Origin of the sequence: Micromonospora sp. NPDC050397 (genome assembly GCF_044901685.1) — a bacterium.
Lineage (GTDB): Bacteria > Actinomycetota > Actinomycetes > Mycobacteriales > Micromonosporaceae > Micromonospora_G.
Window position 1 is genome coordinate 26,961 of record NZ_JBJDPS010000010.1, and the last position, 21,822, is coordinate 48,782.

General features: G+C 69.3%; 14 protein-coding genes, 15 tRNA genes and 1 pseudogene. 17 read left to right on the forward strand and 13 right to left on the reverse strand.

Going from position 1 to position 21,822, the window contains the following annotated elements; genetic code table 11:
* The first annotated feature begins 236 nt into the window (after positions 1-236).
* From ACI2K4_RS26335 to ACI2K4_RS26395, 13 genes are all read left to right on the forward strand, one after another.
* Positions 237-309 (forward strand) — tRNA-Trp (locus ACI2K4_RS26335).
* A gap of 133 nt (positions 310-442) precedes the next feature.
* Positions 443-517, forward strand: a tRNA-Leu gene (locus ACI2K4_RS26340).
* 73 nt (positions 518-590) lie between these two features.
* Positions 591-663: transfer RNA gene (locus ACI2K4_RS26345), tRNA-Gly, on the forward strand.
* 62 nt (positions 664-725) lie between these two features.
* Positions 726-797 (forward strand) — tRNA-Gln (locus tag ACI2K4_RS26350).
* Positions 798-804: 7 nt separating this feature from the next.
* Positions 805-877: transfer RNA gene (locus ACI2K4_RS26355), tRNA-Leu, on the forward strand.
* A 15-nt stretch (positions 878-892) separates the two neighbouring features.
* Positions 893-970 (forward strand) — tRNA-Leu (locus ACI2K4_RS26360).
* Positions 971-980: 10 nt separating this feature from the next.
* Positions 981-1,056: transfer RNA gene (locus ACI2K4_RS26365), tRNA-Ala, on the forward strand.
* A 9-nt stretch (positions 1,057-1,065) separates the two neighbouring features.
* Positions 1,066-1,138: transfer RNA gene (locus tag ACI2K4_RS26370), tRNA-Arg, on the forward strand.
* 10 nt (positions 1,139-1,148) lie between these two features.
* A tRNA-Lys gene (locus ACI2K4_RS26375) sits at positions 1,149-1,220 on the forward strand.
* A 2-nt stretch (positions 1,221-1,222) separates the two neighbouring features.
* Positions 1,223-1,294: transfer RNA gene (locus ACI2K4_RS26380), tRNA-Met, on the forward strand.
* 2 nt (positions 1,295-1,296) lie between these two features.
* Positions 1,297-1,369, forward strand: a tRNA-Ile gene (locus ACI2K4_RS26385).
* Between the two features lie 19 nt (positions 1,370-1,388).
* A tRNA-Val gene (locus tag ACI2K4_RS26390) sits at positions 1,389-1,463 on the forward strand.
* A gap of 1 nt (position 1,464) precedes the next feature.
* Positions 1,465-1,538, forward strand: a tRNA-Cys gene (locus ACI2K4_RS26395).
* On the opposite strand, the gene ACI2K4_RS26400 is transcribed toward ACI2K4_RS26395, so the two are convergent.
* Complete coding sequence (locus ACI2K4_RS26400; RefSeq protein ID WP_404515096.1) at positions 1,507-1,944, reverse strand: HPF/RaiA family ribosome-associated protein; 438 nt, start codon at positions 1,942-1,944, stop codon at positions 1,507-1,509. The genes ACI2K4_RS26395 and ACI2K4_RS26400 overlap by 32 nt on opposite strands.
* Before the next feature lie 455 nt (positions 1,945-2,399).
* On the opposite strand from ACI2K4_RS26400, the gene ACI2K4_RS26405 reads away from it, so the two are divergent.
* Positions 2,400-4,340, forward strand: coding sequence for an LVIVD repeat-containing protein (locus tag ACI2K4_RS26405; protein ID WP_404515098.1), 1,941 nt, complete (start codon positions 2,400-2,402; stop codon positions 4,338-4,340).
* A gap of 81 nt (positions 4,341-4,421) precedes the next feature.
* Here the strand turns inward: ACI2K4_RS26405 and ACI2K4_RS26410 are convergent, their stop codons facing one another.
* The 4 genes from ACI2K4_RS26410 to ACI2K4_RS26425 form a co-directional block, all read right to left on the reverse strand.
* The gene (locus ACI2K4_RS26410; protein ID WP_404515100.1) at positions 4,422-5,183 is read right to left on the reverse strand and encodes a DUF305 domain-containing protein; all 762 of its coding nucleotides are present in this window, start codon (positions 5,181-5,183) and stop codon (positions 4,422-4,424) included.
* A 124-nt stretch (positions 5,184-5,307) separates the two neighbouring features.
* Positions 5,308-7,404, reverse strand: coding sequence for a PQQ-dependent sugar dehydrogenase (locus ACI2K4_RS26415; RefSeq protein ID WP_404515102.1), 2,097 nt, complete (start codon positions 7,402-7,404; stop codon positions 5,308-5,310).
* 235 nt (positions 7,405-7,639) lie between these two features.
* Positions 7,640-8,350, reverse strand: coding sequence for a GPP34 family phosphoprotein (locus ACI2K4_RS26420; RefSeq protein WP_404515104.1), 711 nt, complete (start codon positions 8,348-8,350; stop codon positions 7,640-7,642).
* Positions 8,351-8,524: 174 nt separating this feature from the next.
* Entirely contained in the window at positions 8,525-15,448 is a 6,924-nt protein-coding gene (locus tag ACI2K4_RS26425) for a glycoside hydrolase domain-containing protein (RefSeq protein WP_404515106.1), read from the reverse strand.
* Between the two features lie 601 nt (positions 15,449-16,049).
* Here ACI2K4_RS26425 and ACI2K4_RS26430 point away from each other — a divergent pair.
* The 3 genes and pseudogenes from ACI2K4_RS26430 to ACI2K4_RS26440 all read left to right on the forward strand — a co-directional run.
* Positions 16,050-16,175: pseudogene (locus ACI2K4_RS26430) on the forward strand (prevent-host-death protein); the annotation flags it as partial.
* Positions 16,172-16,474 (forward strand): type II toxin-antitoxin system VapC family toxin, encoded by a 303-nt coding sequence (locus tag ACI2K4_RS26435; protein ID WP_404515108.1) that lies wholly within the window; start codon positions 16,172-16,174, stop codon positions 16,472-16,474. The pseudogene ACI2K4_RS26430 and the gene ACI2K4_RS26435, both read left to right, overlap by 4 nt.
* A 172-nt stretch (positions 16,475-16,646) precedes the next feature.
* The gene (locus tag ACI2K4_RS26440; protein ID WP_404515110.1) at positions 16,647-17,849 is read left to right on the forward strand and encodes a low temperature requirement protein A; all 1,203 of its coding nucleotides are present in this window, start codon (positions 16,647-16,649) and stop codon (positions 17,847-17,849) included.
* Here ACI2K4_RS26440 and ACI2K4_RS26445 read toward each other — a convergent pair.
* The 8 genes from ACI2K4_RS26445 to ACI2K4_RS26480 all read right to left on the reverse strand — a co-directional run bounded on the left by ACI2K4_RS26445 (position 17,731) and on the right by ACI2K4_RS26480 (position 21,590).
* Positions 17,731-18,402, reverse strand: coding sequence for a helix-turn-helix domain-containing protein (locus ACI2K4_RS26445; RefSeq protein ID WP_404515112.1), 672 nt, complete (start codon positions 18,400-18,402; stop codon positions 17,731-17,733). The genes ACI2K4_RS26440 and ACI2K4_RS26445 overlap by 119 nt on opposite strands.
* Complete coding sequence (locus tag ACI2K4_RS26450; RefSeq protein WP_404515114.1) at positions 18,356-18,664, reverse strand: type II toxin-antitoxin system RelE/ParE family toxin; 309 nt, start codon at positions 18,662-18,664, stop codon at positions 18,356-18,358. The genes ACI2K4_RS26445 and ACI2K4_RS26450 overlap by 47 nt, the downstream gene beginning before the upstream one ends.
* Positions 18,665-19,231: 567 nt before the next feature.
* Positions 19,232-19,489, reverse strand: coding sequence for a Txe/YoeB family addiction module toxin (locus ACI2K4_RS26455; RefSeq protein ID WP_404515116.1), 258 nt, complete (start codon positions 19,487-19,489; stop codon positions 19,232-19,234).
* The gene (locus tag ACI2K4_RS26460; RefSeq protein ID WP_199757668.1) at positions 19,486-19,761 is read right to left on the reverse strand and encodes a type II toxin-antitoxin system Phd/YefM family antitoxin; all 276 of its coding nucleotides are present in this window, start codon (positions 19,759-19,761) and stop codon (positions 19,486-19,488) included. The genes ACI2K4_RS26455 and ACI2K4_RS26460 overlap by 4 nt, the downstream gene beginning before the upstream one ends.
* A gap of 77 nt (positions 19,762-19,838) precedes the next feature.
* A tRNA-Ile gene (locus ACI2K4_RS26465) sits at positions 19,839-19,912 on the reverse strand.
* Positions 19,913-20,036: 124 nt separating this feature from the next.
* Complete coding sequence (locus ACI2K4_RS26470; protein WP_404515119.1) at positions 20,037-21,278, reverse strand: NAD(P)/FAD-dependent oxidoreductase; 1,242 nt, start codon at positions 21,276-21,278, stop codon at positions 20,037-20,039.
* Complete coding sequence (locus ACI2K4_RS26475) at positions 21,268-21,441, reverse strand: hypothetical protein (RefSeq protein ID WP_404515121.1); 174 nt, start codon at positions 21,439-21,441, stop codon at positions 21,268-21,270. Before ACI2K4_RS26475 ends, ACI2K4_RS26470 begins: the two co-directional genes overlap by 11 nt.
* 76 nt (positions 21,442-21,517) lie before the next feature.
* A tRNA-Asn gene (locus tag ACI2K4_RS26480) sits at positions 21,518-21,590 on the reverse strand.
* Between the last annotated feature and the right edge of the window lie 232 nt (positions 21,591-21,822).

A 21,822-nucleotide genomic window follows, 5' to 3' on the forward strand; every position in this document is an offset into this window, starting at 1 on the left:
ACACCACCCGGACAAGGAGCCCGCCGTGTCACAGCACCTCCACACCGAAACCACGCGGTTGATGCCGCGCGGCGGTGTCGTGCTGCTTCCCGTCTGGCCAGCCCACAACGATGTCATGCCTCAATGCCAGCGAGCCCTCGGCAGGCGGCGGACGTAGCGCTCGACAAGCGCCTACGCCGCCCTCCCAGCTTCGGGAACGGGCGGCGTTTTTGTTGTACGGAAACAGCACAGCACACAGGGGTGTGGCGCAACTGGTAGCGCAGCGGTTTCCAACACCGAAGGCTGCGGGTTCGAATCCTGTCGCCCCTGCAACTCCCCCGACTCCGGCCGGCGGGACCGATGGTTGAGAACTCCACAGCGGATGGCACATAGCACCCGACCCGGCTTCGGACCGGGAGACGGTCACGCTCGTTGCTGGTTCGAATCCAGCTTCCCCGGCCACGCTCCGGTAGCCCAACCGGCAGGAGGCGGCGCCTTCAAAACGCGCACAGTGTGCGTTCGAATCGCACCCGGAGCACCCGTTCGAGTGGACCAGGGGCCGCCCTGGTAGGGTTGGCGGCACGCCGTTGAGACGTACCGACGGCGTTTGTGCGGACGTAGCGCAGTTGGTAGCGCATCACCTTGCCAAGGTGAGGGTCGCGGGTTCGAGTCCCGTCGTCCGCTCTCTCGCACCACGAGCCTGCGGCGTGCACAGCCACGCCGGGGCGGACCTCTTGGGGTCACCTTCCCGAATCGTCCAACCGGCCGGACGCGCCGCTCTGGACGGCGAATCTCAGGTTCGAATCCTCCTTCGGGAGCGGCAATGCCCTCGTAGCCCAGCGGTAGAGGCAACGGTCTGAGGGGCCGTACAGGGTGCGTTCGAGTCGCACCGAGGGCACGCAACGCACCACCTGCCCGGGTGGGCAAATTGGCAAAGTCGCCGCACTCAGACTGCGGAGTTGTGCGGGTTCGAGTCCCGCCCCGGGTACCAGCACCAACTCGGGCTCGTAGCTCACTTGGTAGAGCGCCTGGTTTGCACCCAGGAGGCAGCAGGTTCGATCCCTGTCGGGTCCACCAGATTCTCACGCCCCTGTAGCTCAGCGGATAGAGCGTCCGGCTACGAACCGGAAGGGCGGCCGTTCGAACCGGTCCAGGGGCACGTAGGTGATGCGCCGCTAGCTCAATGGCAGAGCAGTGCACTTTTAATGCACGGGTTCAGGGTTCGACCCCCTGGCGGCGTACTTGCGGGATGGCGCAGTGGAAGCGCGCTGGGCTCATAATCCAGAGGTCCCGGGTTCGACTCCCGGTCCCGCTCCCGCCCCGGTAGCTCAGTCGGTGGAGCGCCGTCCTGATAAGACGGAGGACGCAGGTTCGAGTCCTGCCCAGGGCACGCACGATCGCGGAGGTGAGCCCGTATAGCTCAGTGGGAGAGCGTCGCTCTTACAAAGCGAGGGTCCCGGGTTCGAATCCTGGTGCGGGCACCACGAGCAAATGCCCGAGTGGTGAGGGAGCCGCCTGCAAAGCGGTCTACCCGGGTTCGATTCCCGGTTTGCTCTCCATGTCATCCGCTGGGTGAGCCCCGTGCTCGTCGGGCACGGTCACGTGCTGCGAGGCGGTGTCGCGCAGGTGGCGGTTGTGGCGGGGTTCCTGCCGGGTCTTCGCGTCGTTGAGCCGCCGCCGCAGGTCGTCGCGTACGTCGTTGAGCGCGGCGCGCAGGTCCTCCTCCGAGGAGGTCGTGACGATTTTCTGCTGGCCGGCGACCCAGCACTCCAGGGTGACCTTCTGTCCCCGGGCGGCGCGGTCCTTCACCGAGACCTCGAGTGCGGTCGTGTCGGCGGAGTAGGTGGCCAGTCGCGCGTCGAGGGTGCCGAACTGCTCGGCGATCCAGTTCCGGTCCCCCTGGGAGAAGCCGGTGCCGACGCGTAGGCAGTCGGCGACGGTGGCCGGGGTCGTCTGGACGCTCATCGCCGTACCCCGCTCTCGGTGGGCACGGGTGGGACGGTGTCGTACCGGCTGTTACCACGCATGTTCGCTGACCCTTCCAGTTCCACGAGCTGGATGTCGCTCGCGTCTTGATCAGCCCATTACCCCACGTCGTACCACCCGGAAACGTACCAATAACGATCTTGGATGGGGTACGGCGACGGCGGCTGCCGGCGGCCGTCCGGTGCGACACGCCGGGGTGCTGTCGGGTTCGTGACCGGCTGTCGACGGTTTTTGCGTCCCTCGTCAATATTTCCATGATCCGCAGCGGTCGATAGGCGGTACGGTCCTTACTACTGCGGCGTGCACGCGCCCGACGCACGCCGTCACCCGCCTGGCCACTGTGCACGGAGGACACACGTATGGGTAATCAATCGGATCGCGGGGCACGCGGGAGACGTCGGCTCGTCGGCGCGACAGCCGGAGCGCTTCTCCTCATGGCCCTGCTCCCGGGTACGGCGTCGGGTCAGGAGCCCGAGCCGGATCCACGGATCGGGCTGGGCTCGGGGTGGTTGGACGCGCAGAGCGCGAGCAGCAACCTCGAACTCCTGGCGCACCACGACAAGCCGGCCGGCTTCGTCAATCCCGCCAATCCTGGCGACTTCGGTTACGCCGGATCGGATCTCGCCTTCGGCGGCGACCACGCCTTCATGGGCAACTTCAACGGTTTCAACATCTACGACATCTCACGGCCGGCCGACCCGACGCTCGTCACGAGCGTGGTCTGTCCGGGCGGCCAGGGTGATCTCAGTGTTCACGGGGATCTGCTGTTCATGTCGGTCGAGGAGACCCGTGGTCGGCTCGACTGCGGCGCGGACCCCACGGTCGGCACCCGCTTCCAGGGCGTACGGATCTTCGACATCAGCGACGTGACGAGCCCGGTGCAGGTCGCCGCCGTACAGACCTGTCGTGGCTCGCACACCCACACGCTGGTGACCGACCCGGACGACAGCGCGAACCTGTACGTCTACGTCTCCGGCACCGCCGGGGTACGCCCGGCGAGCACGCTGGCCGGGTGCAACAACACTCCGGCGGCCGGTGAGGATCCGGCGCGGTGGCGGATCGACGTGATCAAGGTTCCGGTGGCCGCGCCCGAGCAGGCGGCGGTCGTGAGTGGGCCGAGGCTGTTCGCCAACCCGCAGACGGGTGCGATCGACGGCCTACAGAACACGCCGCCCGCGCCGACGCACCCGTCCGGCGGGGGCTGGAGCCCGTCGCCGGTCACCGATGCCTGTCACGACATCACCGCGTACCCGGCGTTGGGCTTGGCCGCGGGTGCCTGTGAGGGCAACGGGATCCTGATCGACATCTCCGATCCGGCCAACCCGGTACGGATCGACGAGGTCTCCGACCCGAACTTCGCGTACTGGCACTCGGCCACGCTCAGCAACGACGGCAAGAAGGTCATCTTCACCGACGAGTGGGGCGGTGGCACCGGTGCCCGGTGCCGGACGACGGACCAGCCGCAGTGGGGCGCGAACGCGATCTTCGACATCGTCGGCGGCAAGATGCGGTTCGCCAGCTACTACAAGCTGCCGGTGCCGCAGACCCTGACCGAGAACTGCGTCGCGCACAACGGTTCGCTGATCCCCGTACCGGGTCGGGACATCCTGGCCCAGGCCTGGTACCAGGGTGGCATCTCGCTGTTGGACTTCACCGACTCGGCCAACCCGCGCGAGATCGGCTTCTTCGACCGGGGCGCGATCAGCCCCACCGCGCTCACGCTCGGCGGTTTCTGGTCGGCGTACTGGTACAACGGCCAGGTCTACGGCAGCGAGATCGCCCGGGGCTTCGACGTCTTCGGCCTGCGTCCGAGCCAGCACCTGACCGAGGCGGAGATCGCCGCGGCCCGTGAGGTACGGCTGCCGGAGTTCAACGCCCAGCACCAGGCCAAGGTCACCTGGGCGCCGAGTTTCGCGGTGGCCCGGGCCCGGTTCGACCAGTTGAGCCGTACCTGCACGTCGACCATCTCGGCCCGGCACAACGGGCCGTTGACGGTGTCGGGTGTCACCTGCCTGACCGGCGCGACGGTCAACGGTCCGGTGACGGTCCGGCCGGGTGCCTCGCTGCTGGCGATCAACTCGACGGTCAGCGGCCCGGTGTCCGCGTCGAACGCGGCGGCCGTGCAGCTCTACAAGAGCACCGTACGCGGACCGGTCAGTGTGAACGGCACGAAGGGCAGCGCCGCGATCGTGGATTCCGAGATCCACGGGCCGGTGGTGCTGAACGGCGGCTCCGGTACGGTCGAGCCGATCGTGGCCGACAGCACGGTGCGCGGTCCGCTCTCCTGCACCGGCAACACCCCCACCCCGATCAACCTCGGTGCGGCGAACACGGTGCACGGGCCGGCTGCCGGCCAGTGCGCGAACCTTGACTGACCTGCGGTAACGGCGTCACCCGGGGGAGGTGTCCGGTCCGGTTCTCCGGCCGGGCACCTCCCCCGGGTCCGTACCAGCCGCTCAGCGCGGGAGTCGGGCCAGCAACTCCCGCATGCTCTTGATCTCGATACCCTGGTCGGCGTTGACCTCGCGGGCAAACCGGTCACTCGCCGGCTCCAGCCCGCCGTTGGCCGCGTAGAGCTGCTGGACCATGGTCAACGCGCCCTCGTGGTGCCGGATCATGAGTTCGAGGAAGGTCCGGTCGAACTCCGCTCCCCGCGCACGTTCCAACTGGCCGAACTGTTCCGGGGTGAGCATGCCCGGCATCACGGCGTCGTGTTCGGCGTGGTGCGCGTGCGGACCGGGAAGAGCCTCGCGGCGCTCGGTGAGCCAACGCTCCATCTGCGCTATCTCGTCCCGCTGTGAGGTGTCGATCCGACGTGCGACCAGCGACAACTCCGGGCTCTGCGCGCGGTCCGCGACGAGTGCGGTCATCTCCAGCGCCTGCCGGTGGTGCCCGATCATCCTTTGCATGAACTGCGTGTCGGCCGGGTTGTGTGCCGGCGGCGCCGGCAGTTGGGACTGCTCGACCGGTGAGAGGGTACGGCCGGGCTGACCCGGTGCGCCGGGCTGGACCACCTGGTTGGCGGTGGGTGGGACGGACTGGGCCACCCGGTCGTCCGGACTGTCCCCGGTGGAGCGCAAAACGACGAAGAGCGCCAGGCCGAGGGCGACGGCGACGGCCGCCACGGCGGCCAGGATTCGGTGACGCGACGAGAGGACGATTCGATCACCGTAACGGATCTCGACCGGCTCGGCGAGGCCCGTTCGGGCAGTGACCACCGGGGTACGTCGCGGGTCCCGAACGCCGGGGTCCTCGTCCCGGGCCGATCAACCCGTCGTACGGGGGGACCGGGGCGGCTTGCCCCCGGTCCCCCCGTACGCTCGACGGGCGGCGTCGGCCGTGTCAGGCCGGGGTGCCGCGTACCTTCAGGTCGCGCAGGCTGCCAACGTTGTCGAAGGAGCCGAACCCGACGCGCCCGGACCGGAACGTGGTGTCCCGGGCGGTCATCAGCGGGTCCTTGTTCCCGTCGACGTACACCGCGATCTCGCCGGTGGTGGGCAGGTGCTTCACCCGTACCTCGTGCCAGGCGGCGTCGGTGACGGCCGGTGCGGCGCCCTCGGAGCGCCCGTTCCACTGGTGGTCGAGCCGCTCCCGGTCGGCGTTGTCGACCTTGAAGATGCCGTTGTGCGGATAGATGGTGTTGTCGGTGGAGAGGTGTGCGTAGTAGAACTGCGTGTCGGACTTCCAGCCGAAGACGATGATCACGTCCCGGTTGGTCACCTCGACCGGGGTGTCGAGCCGGACCTGCGCCCGGACCTCGACCGCGCCGAGTTCGGGGCCGGCGGTCAGCACCGCGTACTCGAACGGGCGGCGCGGACCCGGGCGCTGCTCCCCCGCCTCGGCGAGGATCACCTTCTCGCCGGTGAAGCGCCACTTGGCCGGGGTGACCGGGGCCCAGTTGCTCGGGCGCACGGTGTCCCGGACCCTGGTGTCGCCGACCGGGGCGGCGGCGAACACCTTCGTACCGGTGACCTTCCAGATCTTGCCGTTCGCCTTGGCCAGGAGGTACAGCTCACCTTGGGCGTCGGTGCCGAACCGCAGGTCGACCCGGCTCGGGTCACCCGGTGCCCCGGGACCGGAGAGGTCCTGCATCCGTACCGGGTTGCCGCTGGCATCGAACAGCGCGAGGCGGTGGACGGGTGCCGGGTCGTGGCCGCGCCGCATCCGGTCGACCTCGGTGTAGAGCACCCGCCCGTCGACGAGGTCGCCGAAGACGTACTTGCCGCGCAGCGTCGGCACGTCCCGGCCCCGGTAGACAAAGCCGCCGGCCACCGCGACGCCGACGTCCGCGGTGCAGTTCCAGCCCGGCGCCGGCTCGTGGTCGTAGGCGGCGACCGGGTACGTGTAGCCGTACTGGGCGTCGTCGGCCGGCAGCGGGAGGAGCTTGTCGCAGGCGCTGGTCGACGTCCTGTCGAAGACGTACGCGCCTTCCCGCTCGCTCCAGCCGAGGTTGTCGCCGGCCCGTACCTCGTAGATCGCCTCGACGGCGTGTTCGCCGATGTGGCCGAGGTACATCCGGCCGGTGGCCCGGTCCCAACTGAACCGGTGCGGGTCACGCATGCCGTACGCGTAGATCTCGCCGAGTGCTCCGGCCCGTCCGACAAACGGGTTGGCCGGCGGGATGCCGTACCGCCCGTTGGGGGCGTTCGTGCCGGCGGGGTCGATCCGCAGCAGCTTGCCGTGCGGCATGCCCAGGTTCTGCGGGTCGGTGTTGCGGACCCCGAGGCCGCCGTCCCCGGCCGCGACATAGAGCAGCCCGTGGTCCGGGTCGCCGCGTCGGGTGGTCGGGTCGAAGTTGATCTCCTGGATGCCGTGCACCTGCCCGCCGAAGCCGATCCGCAGGACCTCGCGGCGGGTGCCGGCGAAGGTCTGGGCGGCCGGGTCGGTCGCGGTCCACTCGGTGATGACACCGTGGTAGACAACGCCGCTCTGGACGTAGTCGGGGGCGTCGGTCGCGGCCGAGGCGGCCTCGGTGTGCACGGTGTAGAGCTTGCCGTTGCGCCGGAAGTCGGGGTGGAAGGCGACGTACCCGAAGCCCTGGCCGAGTCCGCGACCGGAGAAGAACTTCGGCGCGAAGGTGGCGGCCAGGTCGAGGTAGACGTGTGGCACGCCGTCCCGGACCAGGTAGAGGCTGCCGTTCAGGTCGGGTACGGCCCGCCGCCCGGAGCCGTCCGGCACCTCCATGATCGTGTTGATCCGGGCCTGCCGCATCAGGCGGGCGTCGGTCGGTGCCGGGATGGGTTCGGACTTGGGGAAGGCCGCGTACTCGGTGAGGACGAGGCCGAGCCGCGACTGGATCTGCTGTTCCGGTACGGGATCGTAGACCGCGCCGGCGGCCCGGGCCGGGGCCGCCGCGACCAGGGTGGACAGCACCAGTGCGGCGGCCGTGAGCGCGGCCGTCGTTCGGGATCCTCGGACGGGTCGGGTTGGAATGCGCACGCGGGGTCGCTCCGTTCTGACTGACGGGTCGGTGGGTGGTCGGTCAGCGTCCTCCGGTCAGGTAGCGGTACCGCCTCTCGACGTCGCGCCGGGTCGATTATGATCCACAGCCCGATGGATGTCCATCTATGCGCACGGCATCCGTCGCAGCCGCCGCCCGCCGCCCGTCACCCTTCACCCCGACCGGTACGGGCGGCCACCGCGCGAGGACCGTCCTACCGCGACACCGACGCCGTCAGCTCGCCGCGAGGAGGACGAAGATCTGCGCCGGGTCGAGGCCGTGGAACGCATCCCTGAGGGGGCCCGCCGCCCAGCCGGCGCGGGCGATCTCCTCGGCACGCCCCCGGGTGGGCCGGTCGGCGACACCGGGAACGGCGCCGACACCGTGCAGGATAGTGATCAACGTCGCGGTCTCCTCGTCCGGCTTTGCTCCTCGCAGAGCAGCCGCGATGGCGTCGCGGACCAGCGTTTCCCGGGTGCCGTCCACCGCCGGCCAGGTCCTGGTCCTGATCACGCCGAGCACCCGCTGCTGTTCGAGCCGGACCGCGCCATCGGCCGCCAGCAGGTCCAGCAGCGGCAGCCAGCAGTCATGGCCGAGGTTCTCCGCCGCCCAGCCGACCTTCAGCGGCTTCGGGGCCAGCTTGCCCAGGGCGACGTCCAGGATCTGGTCACCGGTGGGGCTGTTGTCCGTGACGTGGACCCGAGCCTCCGCCACGTCCGGGGCCGACACGATGGTGACGCGGCCGGCCCGGACCAGTTCCAGCAGCACGGCGCTGCCCACCGCGCGGTGGCGGCGCCCCAGGTCGACGGTGCTGCGACCGCTGGTGTCGTCGAGCAGGAGCAGGACGAGGTCTTCGGCCAGGCGGGGCATGGAATCTCCTCGGGAGCTGGTCATCGGCGTGGTGCGCACCGGCAACACCTCGCCAACCTCGATGTCCCGGTGCACGGCAGCACACTAATTGATCAATGCAACCCCGGCCGATCGATGCGACCCCGGCAGACGTACAAGGGCAGGTACGCCCGGTGTTGTCGGGCGGTGGGCACAGCCGGCTGGTACGTACGACGGTGGCTGCCACCCAGGGGTGACAGCCACCGTCGTGCTTCAGCTACCTATTCAGGATCAACGCCTGGAGGCGGTACGCCTCCGCAGCCACCGGGTCGTGCCGGCGGCGATTCCCCACGCGGCCAGGAGCAGTGCGACCTGCCACCAGAGCCGCAGTCCGTCGACGGGCGTGTACGACATCGCCGCCCACGGTCCGTGCCCACCCGGCTTCCCCGGGTGGCCCGGGTGATCCGGGTGGCCCGGCTGACCCGTGCCCGGCCGGTGGTCGTCCCCCGTCAGGAAGAAGGCCACCGTGTACCTGCGACTGATCTGGCCGTTCGACGAGGTCACGGTCAGCACACGCGTGCCGTCCTTGCCGGTCGAAGTCGACACCTTCGCACCGCGCTCGGTCGGCCGGGCGGCGACAGTCGGCATGCGCCGGTTCTTCGGCCAGTCGACCATGTACGTCTGCGTGCCCGCGTCGAACCCGTCGACCGCCACCCCGTCGACCGTCAGCGCCGACGCGGTAGCCACGCTCGCCTTCGTGTCGTCGGGGTAGTTCGTGACGGTGACCGTACCGTCTTGGTTCACCTTGACCCGCGCGATCATCGCCCGCACGAGGTTGATGCGCTGCCAGCTCGGATCGCCCGCGGCGGTCAGGTCGAGCGGGTAGCCGGAGTCGAGCGCCGTCTGCTCCAGGACCTGCACCCGCTGCGCGTTTGTCAGCTCGGGGAACGCGGTCGTCAGCAGCGCGCCGGCCTCGTCCGGGATGTTCGCCGGAACGCTCGGCTGCCCCACGCGCGGGAAGCCGTACGACATCCGCTCCGTGTACAGCGACTCGGCCCGGTCGGCGTCGAGCCCCCGGTACGGCTCCCCGGAACAGGCGAGCAGGGAGTCGAAGCCCTCCTCGCGGCACTCGTCGAGCAACACGGACTCGATCTCGTCGTGCGTCTGCATCAGCAGGTCCTCGAACGCCGGATCCGCCCAGCGGTGCGCGACGGTGGCCTGCCCGGTCATCCGGGAGCCCATCACGTCGAGCGGGTAGTGGAACCCGAGCACGATCCGGTTGTCCCCGTACTCCGAGGTCCGGGCGAGGATCTGCGGCGCGAGCTCCGGCAGCAGGGTGGCGAGGAAGGTGCCCGCCGTGTAGCCGCCGTAGGTGTGGCCACTCGGGAACGACCCGTCGCCGGCGAGCCCACCGTACGAGCCGTTGCTCGAATCGCGGACCAGACCGCCCTCGCCGACGAGCCCCATACGCACGTACGGGCGCTTGTAGGCGTACGTGTTCTTCGCCGTCCCGGTGCCGTCGAGCCCCGACGTGATCCGGCCGAACAACGCGTCGGTCTTCGGCAGCTTGCCGTCGCCGCGCGCCTTCAGGTACAGGTCGCCCAGCCGCGAGCCGAGCCCGTCCGCCATCGTGGTGTCCGAGCCGTGGTCCGCGTCGTTCTCGGCCCGCTTGACCTGGTCGCTCGATGCGGAGCGGTTGATCTCCAGCGCCTTGGTGTCGTTGTACGCCGACACCTTGTCGAGGTTCGCGACCTTCTCGTTCGCGCCACGCACGTCGGGGCCGAGCTGCGTGACACCGCGCAGCAGGTTGACGAAGTACGGGCTGCCGTCCGGCGTCGCCGGCCACGAGTCCGAGTCGTAGTGCGCCGACAACACCTCCGGCGGGAACGGCCCGGGTGCCGCCGAGGTCGACGCGCCGGCCGACGCCTGCGCCGCGGCCACGGAAGCGGGCACGGCCGAGGTGCCCACGGCGTTGACCGCGACCACCCGTGCCGTGTGGGAGCCACCGCCGGCGCCGGGGAACACGACCTCGCGGGCGCTCCCCGTGACGACCTGCGTGCGCTTCTGGTCGAGGGTCACCCGGTAGGCTAGGATCTCCGCGCCACCGTCATCGTCCGGGGTCCACGAGACGCGGACGTCCGTGCCCACCGTCCTGGCCGAGGCCATCTTCGGCGGGTGCGGTGCGCTCGCGCCCACGTTGACCGGCTCGGTGAACGAGGACCAGGCCGATGCCCCGACCGCGTTCACGGCGCGCACCCGGGCACGTTCCGTGCTGCCGCGCTTGAGCCAGGTGAAAACGGCCGACGTCTGCCCGGCATCGTCGACGGCGATCTCGTGCCCGTCCTTGAGCGCGACCACGAAGCCCTTCACCGGCGTACCGCCGTCGTCCTCGGGAGCCGACCAGCGCACCGTGACGCTGCTCGCGTCGCTCTCGATCGAGACGGCCGCCGGGACCGCCGGGACCTCGTTCGGCTTGACCTTCAGGCCGGAGAGCGCCTTCGTGAGCGCCGCCTCCGCGTTGCCCAACGCCGCATCGCTCGCCCCGGCATCCGCGAGCCTGGCCCTGGCCGCCGCGAGTGCGGTGGTCAACGCCTTCCACGAGGAGTCGGTGTACCGACGCTGCTCGACCGACCCGGCCCGCTCGACGGTGTTCTCGAGCGACAGCCGTGCCCGTGGGACGAGCTGGCCGAACGCCAGTCGCAGTGCCCGCGCCTGGGCGTCGACCTCGGACTGGGTCGCGGTCTCGGATCCGGCGACCGCGCGGGCCTTCTCGAGCTCACGCTCGAACACCCCGAAGGCGATGCTCCCGTAGCGGGCCTTGGCACCGACGTACGTCGTCGCCTCGGTGATCGCGCTGTCGAGGGCCGACCTGTCGACGGGACCGTCGTCCCCGTCCGACGGGTCCTCACCCTCCGGAGCCGTCGCGATGGTCAGGTTGTCGATGTTCGCGACGTACGGGTGGTTGCCGTCGGGGGTGGTCCGCAGCCGCAGGTAGACCCGGTGTGATCCGGTCAGGCCAGCGGGGAGCGAGACCGTCGTGGTCGCGGCGTTCTGCCACGCCGAGCCCGTCACCGGGAGCGGGATGGCGACGTACGGGTCACCGGGCGAGGCCGGGTCGAAGTGGTCGAGGTAGATGTCGACCGCCGAGTTCTGGCCGCACCGCGAGGAGTTGTTCACGTAGTGCACCGAAGCCTGGTCGAGCGCCTTGGACCCGAAGTCGATCGTGCCGTAGTCGAGCCAGGCACCGTTGTAGGTGGCGGCCAGGTTCGTGACCTGCGTTCCGTCGTCCCAGGTGTTCTGCTCGCTCTTGAGACCGTTGCCGCTGTTGCCGGCCCATTTCTCGGCCTCGATCACCACACTGCTCGGCGTGGGCGCGGCCGTCGTGAACGTCAACGACGTGACGTTCGCGACGTACGGCTGCGCGTCGGTGTGGTTGGTGGAGCGGAACACCGCGACGACGTCCTGCACGCCCGTGAACACCGACGCGGGGACCTCGGCCGTGACCTTGCCCTCGGTGCCCCAGCCGTCGGCGGTGTACGGCAACTGGATGTCGACCACGCGCTTGTCGTCGGCCGCGCCGAGGTGCAGCTCGATGTGCGAGTCCGACGCCGCGCGCGAGCGTGGCTTGTCGTACGACACGGTGACGCTCTCCACGCCGTTCCCACTGAGGTCGACGCCGCTCCACCGGGCCCACGCACCGTCGGTCACGTTCTCGAACAGCCCGCGCGACAGGTTCAGCGGCAGCCGGCCGTTGCCGGTCTGGGAGGTGTTCGTCGCGGTGAGCGGCTTGAGCGTGGTACCCGGGTTCTCGGGCTCCTCGCCGGGCGCGGTCGAGAGGAACTGGAACCAGTCGAAGTTCGACACCCAGTCCTGCCCGGCCGGGGCGTGGAAGACGAGCGTCACGTCGCGGGCCTGCATGAGCGCCCCGGGATCGGTGATCTCCGCGTGGATGGTGACCCAGTTACCCCAGCTTCCGGTACCGGGCAGCGAAGCCTTACCGACGAGCGGACCGTCCTGCGTCCCGGCGTGCACCTCGATCGAGCTCGGCGCGCCGCTGGGCGGGTACGAGCTCGCGTACCGGATCGTCAGCGCCTTCGGGGCGACACCGGCGAAGTCGAGGTTCCGGTAACGGATCCACGATCCGTCACGTACGCCGCCGAGGTTGCCGTTGGAGGAGTTCGCCTCGTTCTTGAGGTCGCCGCCCGACCACTCGTCGGACTGCTCGGCCTCCAGCTTGCGGTAGCCGCCCTGGTCAAGGGTGAGCGTGGCGATCGCGCCGTTGAGCGACTCGGTCGCGTTGCGCAGCGCCGAGGTGGTCGACGAGTTGTCGGCGAGCACCGTCTGGGCGCGTTCGAGCGCACTCCGGAAGGCGTGGTACGACGCGTAGGAAAGGTTCCCCTGACGTACCAGCAGGCCCTCGTCGACGAGCTTGCGCAGCTTCGCGCGCTCCGCCTCGGCGACCGAGATCGACAGCGCGTCGCGCGACGACAGGCCGTCGCCGGTCACCTGCTGGGCGGAGACGCGACCGGTGAACGCCGAGTCGGCGAAGGTGACGTAGAAGCGACCACCCGTCGTGGTCGAACCCGACAGCGTCACGCGGACCGTCGACGCGTCGACGCCCACGACGTCCCCCGACACGCCGGCCGGCAGGCCGTGGATCGCGGCGGCGCCACTCGCGAGGTAGCTCTTGCCGCGAGCGCCACGGAACTTCGCGGCCCCGCGCAGCGAGAGCTCGATCGTGTCGTTGACCCGACCGTCGGCACGAGCCGCGATCGTCATGGTCGACGCGTGCACGGTGGAGCCGCCCGGGGTGCCGCCACCGTTGTCGTCGCCCGCGGTGCTCATCGAGTACGCCGGCTTGCCGTGGGTGCCCCAGTTCGACGGCTTCGCGCCCATCCGTACGTCCAGCGAACCGCCGTTGACGAGGGTGCGGTAGTCGAGCCAGGTGTTGCCGAAGCTGGCACCGTTGAGCGAGGCCGACTGGATGTAGTACGAGTCACCGGAGACGCCGTCGGCCGAGACGGTGAACTTGCGCCCGTCGGCGTACGAGATCGTCGTACGGTCGAAGAACGGCGAGCCGATCTGGTACTGCGCCGAGCCGGCGGTCACCGGGAACAGGCCGATGGCCGCGGCGACGAACATCGTCGACATCGTGCCGGCGTCGTTGTCCATGGTCGGCAGGAAGCCGCGCGGGTCGAGCTTGTAGACCTTGGTCTTGAGCGGCGGGCGGAGCTCGCCGCTACCGCTCGGGTACTCGTCGGTGCTGCCCGTGGCGATGTAGCGGTTCCAGCTCTCCTTCGTGTAGATCGTGCGTACCGATTTCTGGGTCAGGCTCGGCAGCCCCACGTAGTTGAACAGGTACGGCGCCTGCAGGTCGATCTCGTTCGCGTTCGAGTGCAGCATGGCGAGGCCGTTGTCGGGATCGTCCTCGCCCATGAAGTGCGTGACCGCGCGGCGGGCCGCCTCCGGGCCGCCCATCGCCTTCACGACGCCGTCCATGTCGTACGCCGGGTACCAGTTGTACTGCCAGAGCGTGCCCTGGTAGAGGTTCGCCGCCTCGAAGCGTGCGTAGTCGACGTCGCCCCAGTTACCGGCCGCGTCGCGCGGGGTGAGCAGTCCGACCTTGGCACCGTCGGCCGCCGTCCACGCGCCCGGCTTGTACAGGTTCGCGATCGGCAGCGCGGCCTGTGCGCGCAACTGCTTCGCGTCGTCGGCCCGGCCGAGGGTGTCGGCGACGATCGCCAGCGCCCACTGGTCGTACCCGCGCTGCACCGAGTCACCGGGGCGATTCTCGATGTACCCCTGGCGGAGCTGGTTGCCGTTGTAGAAGCCGACGTAGCTCTTCAGCGCCGGGTACGCCTGGTCCAGGCGGTCGAAGCCGGTGAAACCCTTGGAGAGCGCGTCGGCGATGATCACCGCGGAGCGTTCCCAGCGTACGGTGGGCACGGAGTGGGTGAGCCCGCCGATGCCCTTGCCGGTGCTCTGCACGTCGGCGAAGAGGTAGACGAGCGACTGGATCATGTCGCGGTACATCTCGGGATCGACGTACGCGAACACCGAGTACTTACGGAAGTCGTCCCACGACGACCACGCGTCGTAGTAGGTGAAGTCGTCGACCTTGTGCACCACCCCGTCGACCCCTCGGTAGGTGCCGGAGGTGCTCGTCGCGTTCATCGGGAGCGCGAACATGCGGTACAGGTGGGTGTAGAACAGGCGGCGCAACGTACCGTCGGAGTCGGCCTTCACCGAGGCCGAGACGTCGACCTTGCCAAGCCGCTCGTTCCAGACGGCCTTCGTCCCGGCCCGTACGTCGTCGAACGAGAGGTCCCCGACCTCGGCGTCCTGGTCGACGCGCGCCTGGTCCGCGCTGATCGGCGAGACCGTGATCCGGAGGCCGATCTTGCCCGCGTCCTCGGGCGCGAAGGTGAGAACGGCACCGGTGTCGGTGCCGCGCCGGGATACCGCGTCGCCGAACTCGCCCGATCCCCATGTCTTGAACGACACGACCGGCTGCTCGGTCTCGGCGTGGTAGTGGAGCGCGTAGGACGCTCCGTTGAAGTTCCCGCTGATGTCGCCCGACAACGCGACCCGGCCGTCGCCGAGCCGCTCGACGTCGACCGACGAGCCGGTACGGCTGGTGAAGTTGTTGTTCAGATCGACGACGAGTTCGGGCTTGGCGCCGTCGGGAAAGCTGTAGCGGTGCAGCGCGGTACGGGTTGTCGCGGTCACCTCGGCGTTGATCGCGCCCGGCCCGTTCTGCACGGCACCGTCGCGGCCCGAGATCTCGCCCAGGCGCACCTGGTAGTACCCGGGGGTGGCGGTCTCGTTGTCGTGCGTGAACGGGTGGGAGTACGAACCGGTCGACGGCCGGGCACCGTACTCGACCTGGGTCGGCACCACCAGGATGTCGCCGCCGCCGCCGGAGCCGCCGACCCCGTCGAGGTTCGTCTGCGTGAACCCCGCGATGTGGGTCTGGTTGTAGTCGTAGCCCGAGTGGTTGCGCCCCGGCATGGTGAGAGGATTGACCTTCACGATGCCGTTCGGTGCCTGGGCGCCGGGCAGGTCGTTGCCGTCGTCACCCGCCGTCGAGACGAACGGGTTGACGAACGACGTGTAGTCGACCGGCTTGCTCTTGTCCTCGGTCGGCTTGGCGGCGGCGGGCGTGACGACAAGCCCGGTGGACGCCGTGGCCACCACTGCGGTGAGCACGGTCACCGCGGTGGTCCGCCACCGGTTGCGCCCGCGATCGGCCGTACGAGCCCGCCCCGGCGCGGTTGGAATCCTGCTCCGCAGGCGTGATGAACTCACTGTCACTGAACAACTCCCAGATGCTCGGCGTACCCGCCGAGTGCGATGTCCCGCGTAGCGACGCGGCGGCGGTCTCCCGTCCGCACCAGGGTTGCCGTGAGTGACAGGCGTCGCTGGCCGTCAGGGCGACGCCATGGTTAACGGCACGATCTTGGTCGCCGAAGGTATCGCGCTGCCGAACAGGCACACAGCCGAACGTAAACACGCCGCATCGTCTGTGCAGGTCAGCGCGGCCGGATAGGGGCGAGCGACGCGTCCTGAGCCTTGATACCCGGACAAAACCGCCCGTCCTCGACGAGCGGTTCGCGCACCTGCCATGGGTAGGCCGGAGGCATCACCATGCGAACCACACCGCCACGATCACCGGTGATCCGCTGCCGGCACACCGGCCGCACCTGCGGGCCCGTCGACCCTGACCTTGCCCAGATTACGGGCTCGCACGGCGTCTGGTGACTCCGACCCGAGCAGCAGAACCGCCGGCGCATGGGGCCAAGCAGGCTAGACCAAGCCCTTGGTCCGGCGGGCCAACCGCACCGCAGTCGGCTCCCTCGCCGGGCAACTGGGCCTCTCCGGCGACTGGGACCGACCACAGACCAACGCCGAGATCACCGCCGACTTCGACATCGGCGCATGACCCTGCTGCTGGACACCCACGTCGCGCTCTGGGCCATCACCGGCGACAGAGAGATCACCATCAAACCGAGTACGGGGAAACTCGCCGGACCCTCTGACCTCGCAGGCCGGGTAAGAGACATGGGCTTCCCCGAACTCCCGGTGACCCACGCCCACGCCATCGCCGCCGGCTGCCTGCCACCGCATCACCGCGATCCCTTCGACCGCATGCTGGTGGCCCAAGCGATCACCGAGAGTCTGACCCTGGCCTCCCGCGACCCGTCGATAGCGCCGTACGACGTGGACGTTCTCGAGGTGTGATCGGACGGGCTCCAGCAACGCCTGAAGCCGACGAGAGGCCCGACCCCAACCTGACACGCGGGCCGCCCGGGAGGTTCGTCTTATGCGACGGCGGCGCGGCGACGTGGTACGACTGCTTCAGCGACAAGCAGACGAAGCGGGCGAAGCGGGCGGACCGGTGACAACGAACAGAGTGGCCAATCTGCTGCGCAAGCGTGAGAGTCCGCAGCGGCCGACCTTCCTGGAACTGTTCTTCGATCTGGTGTACGTCTTCGCGCTCACCCGGATCGTGCACGAGTTGGTGCTGGACTACACCAGGGGTCACGTCGCTGAGACGTTGACTACTTCCCTCTCGGAAAACGGCGAGACTCTGCTGCTGTTCCTGGCCCTCTGGTGGATCTGGGCCCAGACGGCGTGGACGACCAGCAGATACGACCCGTTCCAGCCGGCGATCCAGTTCGTTGTCCTCGCGACGATGTTCGGGAGCCTGTTACTGGCGGTCGCGATATCCGGGGCGCTCGCCGAGACCGGCCTGCTCTTCGCGAGTACGTACGTCGCGATCCAGGTGGGCCGTACCCTCTTCTTCGTACTCACCCTGCGGGGTCACGATCTGCGGCGCGTCAACATGCTGGCGCTCGTCTGGTTCGGCATGTCGGCCGTGCCGTGGCTTACCGGGGCTCTTTTCGCATCGGAGGTGGCGCGGAACTCACTGTGGACGCTGGCCCTGGTGATCGACTACCTGGGGGGCAGACTCGGCTGGCCGGTACCGCGGCTGGGTCGCTCGCAGGTGTCCCCGTGGGCCGTCGCGGGCGAGCACCTGGCTGAACGCTACTGGCAGCTCGTCATCGTCGCGCTTGGTGAGACGATCCTGACCTCCGGATCGAGTCTTCTGCGCGGTCCGATCGTGGCCGAACGAACATTGGCCCTTGCACTGTCGTTCCTCACCACGGTGTTGCTGTGGCGAATCTACTTCTACCGAGCCGGGCAGATCTTGGGCGAGGCCATCGCGGCATCCGCCAATCCAGGCAGGCTCGGTCGGTCGGTCGAGCTCTCCCACCTGCTCATGGTGTCCGGCATCGTCGCCACCTCAGCCGGTTCCGAACTCGTCCTCATAGATCCAACGGGACACGCCAAACCCGCCTGGGTCGGCGCCATCCTCGGTGGGCCCGCGCTCTACCTCGCCGGGCGCTCAATATTCGAGCACGTGGCCTTCACCCGCGTGTCCTGGCCACGGCCGATCGGGATCCTCGTCCTCGCGGCCATGGTGCCGGTAATGATCAGCCTGCCGCCACTCGGGGTCGCCGCAGCAGCCGCCGCCGTCCTGATGGGCGTCGCCGTTTCGGACGCGATCCGAGCTCACGGACGCCCACTAGAGCAGGCCTCTCCGCCCCGCTGACGCGTGCCCGTTGCCCCAACAAATCATTCACGTGATCGGAGACGACCCGACGCCAACGCACCATAGATTGCCGTACGCCTATCTCATCTGTCGCCGACCCGCCTCCAGCAGCGCCCGCCACGGCCTCACCCGCGTCGGCCCACGCGGGTGTCCGGCCGCCGCACATGTCCGGTTGGCGACCCGTTGCCCCTACGCTTCCTGGAACTCGTCGCAGGCAGCCATTTGCCGCCGCCCACAGCTCAGGCGACTGGCGAAGGTCGTTGCCGTAGTCAAAGATGATCCGCATACGGGCACCGAGGGCGCGTGCGTACCGGCTGGGCGTAGCCACCTCGTTGGCGGCTGGATCACCGTTCTCGATCTGGCTGACCCGGCCGGGGGTGACCCCCATCAGTTCGGCCACCTGCCGCCGGGGGAGCCCAAGCCGCTTGCGCTCCTCGGCCAGGTGGAACGCACCGATCCACGCCTCGGTTCGGGCACGTTCCGCATCGAGCGCATCGTCGTCCCCGTCATGCAACTCGGCGCGGATGTCGTTCCGGTCGTGGAAGTCGCCCATCAGCCCTGCCTCCGTTTCCCTCCACAGCGAGCCAGCCTTCGTACGCGATTTCAGCGACCGCAATCGCTTGCTCGTACCACCGCGTCCAGTCGCCAGCCTTGTTGCCGGCCACCAACGGCACCGCCTGCGACCAGGGATCGAAGACAAACAGGATGCGGATCGCGACGTCCCGCCCTGGCCTCGGACGCAGTTCCTTGAGTTGATGATCGAGGAACGCAGCGTGTCCGCGAGCGGACGCCCGGCGCGGTAGCTCCTGGGGCACGGATTGGGTATAGCTCGGCCTAAACTCTCTTGCCAGAGGATTTTCGGCTCGTCGTTCGCGTCATCCGCCGCTCGTCGACCGGTCTGAACCAGCAATCGCCGCCTCGGAAGACCCATGGCCGTCCGGCGTCGCACCCTCGCACCTGTCGGCCTTGTTCCGTGGCTCCAGCGTCGCCGTCTCCTTCACCAAGCGCGCCACGTCTACGACGCTTGACCGCTGCCGATTCCCGGCGTGCCGGTGAACCCGCCCGGACCCTCACCCGCCGCGTCTCCGCCGGCTGTCAAGGTGAATGTGGTGGAGCCGCATGACGACACTGCGGAGATCCCCACCGGACCGCCCCGCACGCGGAGTCAGGTCCCGGCCCGGCATCGCGGCCAAGATACCCACAGTGGCCTGCGATTTCGCGGCTCGCGAACCCCACCGTTCGGGTATCCGTTCGGTGGGCCGGAGGCACCACCAGGCGAACCAACCGGCGACCATCGCCGGTGTGCCGCTGCGAAGCCTCAGTTCCCGCGTCCCGAGGTTCGGTGGCCAGACGACCGATGCTCCTGGTTCCAGTCCAGTCCGCTACCGGTCAACGTAGTGGTAACGGCAGGCGACGATCTCGACGTCGTCCTTGGTGATCCGATACACCAGCCGGTGCTCGCGATCGATCCGCCGGGACCAGAAGCCGGACAGCTCCCCCCGAAGGTGCTCCGGCTTGCCGATGCCCTCGTATTCGTTGCGCATCACGTCCGCGATGAGGTCATTGATGCGCTTGACCAACTTACGGTCTGTATGGCTGAGATACTGGCTCCACGCCGTCGCGGTGAAGACCAGCCTCATGCGACGTCCCGCACGGTGGCCGGGTCGATCAGATCCCTCTCCGCCGCGTCGCCCTTTTCAAGCTCCGCCATCGATCGGCGCAGAGCGGCGGCGTTGCTCGGGCTGCGCAGGAGGTACTCGGTCTCCTTCATCGACTCGTACTCCGCAAGCGGCACGATCACCACGGGATCGTGGCCCGACCGGGTCACCACCACTTCCTCCGCGTCGTTGATCACGCTGTCGAGTTCGGCGGCCAGGTTCTGCCGTAGCTGGGTAAAGTTTACGGTCCGCATGATCACCTCCAGGGCAGGTACAGAAAATTGTACCTCAAGCGGGTGGCCTGGCCAGGTTCGCACCGAAGATCAACAAGTGGGGCGGGCGGGACTCGAACCCGCGACCGAAGGATTATGAGTCCTCTGCTCTAACCTGCTGAGCTACCACCCCTTGTGGTGCGGGAATGGTAACCCGCGTGCCCGCTCGCCCACCGACCGCTGACCGGCGCCCGCGAGCGCCCGCAGCGACCCGGGACGGGCCGGCACCGCCGAGGATAACAGCGCCGACCGACACGTCAGGTCCTCGGCGTCAGGTGCCGTGCGATCGCGCCGCCCGTACGCCAACCGCTGGCCAGCGCGCCCTGGATCGACGGGCTGTCCCGGTGGTCACCGGCGACGAACACCCCGTCACCGAGATCGACCGGCTGACGCAGTCGTCCCTGGCCCGGCGGGGCGGCCGGCAGCGCGGCGGGCAGGTTGACCGTGGTCAGGTGCTCCCAGTCGTCGGTCCGGCAGCCGTACAGCCGGCCGAGTTCGGCGCGGACGACCGTCTCGGGTGGCGGCGTGTGGCCGGCCACGGAGGTGGAGACCAGGTGCCGGCCGGGTGGGGCGTACGTGGGCGCGGCCCGGCTGATCACCACAGTGTTCGCCACGATCTCCCGACGGTCGCCGTCGAGCAGCAGGATCGGCTCGTCCAGCGGTGGATGGGCCACCGAGTGGTAGTAGGTGGTCAGGGCTCGGGTGCGTACCGGGCCGAGCGAGGGCAGCAGCCGGGTTGCCGTACCCGGGTCGGTGGCGACGAGGACGGCCCGGCAGCGGATGTCCCCGTCGGGGGTGCGGACCCGGCCGGGGTTGACCGCCGTGACCGGGGTGCCGAGTCGCAGCAGGGTACGCGGCAGCGGCCCGGCCACCGCCGCCGGCAACTCTGCCATCCCGCCGGCCGGCACGCCGATTCTTCCCCGCACGAAGGAGCGGGCGATCAGCGCGGTGACGTGACTGGAGGTCTCCAGCGCCCGGTCGGCGAGTACGCCGGAGAGGAACGGCCGGAGCAGTTCCTCGATGATGCGGTTGGAGAGCCCGGCCCGGCGCAGCGCCTGCTCGGTGGTCAGCTCGGGTGCGTCGAGCAGTCGACGTACCCCGGTGGCGGCGCAGGTGGCGGCGAGCGCGGCGAGCCGGAGCCGGTCGCGGAGGGTGCCGACGCCGGCCGAGGCCGACAGGGGTGCGGCGATCGGATCGCGCAGCGGGTGGGTGAGCCGGTGCAGCGTGCCGTTGCGGCGGACCAGCACGCCCGAGGTGAAGTAGCCGAGGTCCAGGATGCCGACGTCGAGCAGGGTGCCGAGCCGGGGGTAGCCGGTGTTGAGCACCTGGAAGCCACGGTCGAGCAGGTAGCCGTCGACGTTGTCGGTGGCCACCCGCCCGCCGAGCCGGTCGGTCGCCTCGACCAGGAGCCAGGGCACGCCGGAGCGGTGCAGCCGGCGGGCGGCGGCGAGACCGGCCAGGCCGCCGCCGACGATCACCACCTCGGTGTCAGCGGGCATGGCGGACACGCTGGTCGAGGCGGTGGTCGGGCCGGTCGGGTCCACCGGCGCCCAGCGACACGGCGCCCAGCAATACGGCGCCCAGCAACACGGCGACGGCGACGGCGACGGCGACGGCGACCAGTGTGCCGGCGGCCCGGTCCCGGATCCCCCGCATCGTCACCCCCGGCCCCCGCCGAATCGTCCTCGGATACGACGATGCCCGCCGGCGGGGCCGACGGGCTGGGTTGTGGGGAAAGCTCCCCCGTTTGGACTCGAACCAAAAACCTGCCGGTTAACAGCCGGCTGCTCTGCCAATTGAGCTACGGGGGATCGTTTGGTTGCCGGTTGAAGGATCTTCCAGCGCCCTTGCGACGGCATAAGAGTACAGGACTCCCCGGGGGTACGCGCTACGGGGTTATCGGCGAAACAGCCCACACGGTTGTGCAGGCAAAATGTCGTGCCTGCCACGGACAGGCATGACCTTCGAGGAGTATGGGTAGGTACATGAGCACAGACGACGCAGGCGCGACGCGGTTGCCCATCCGGGCCTCGGAGGGCGCAA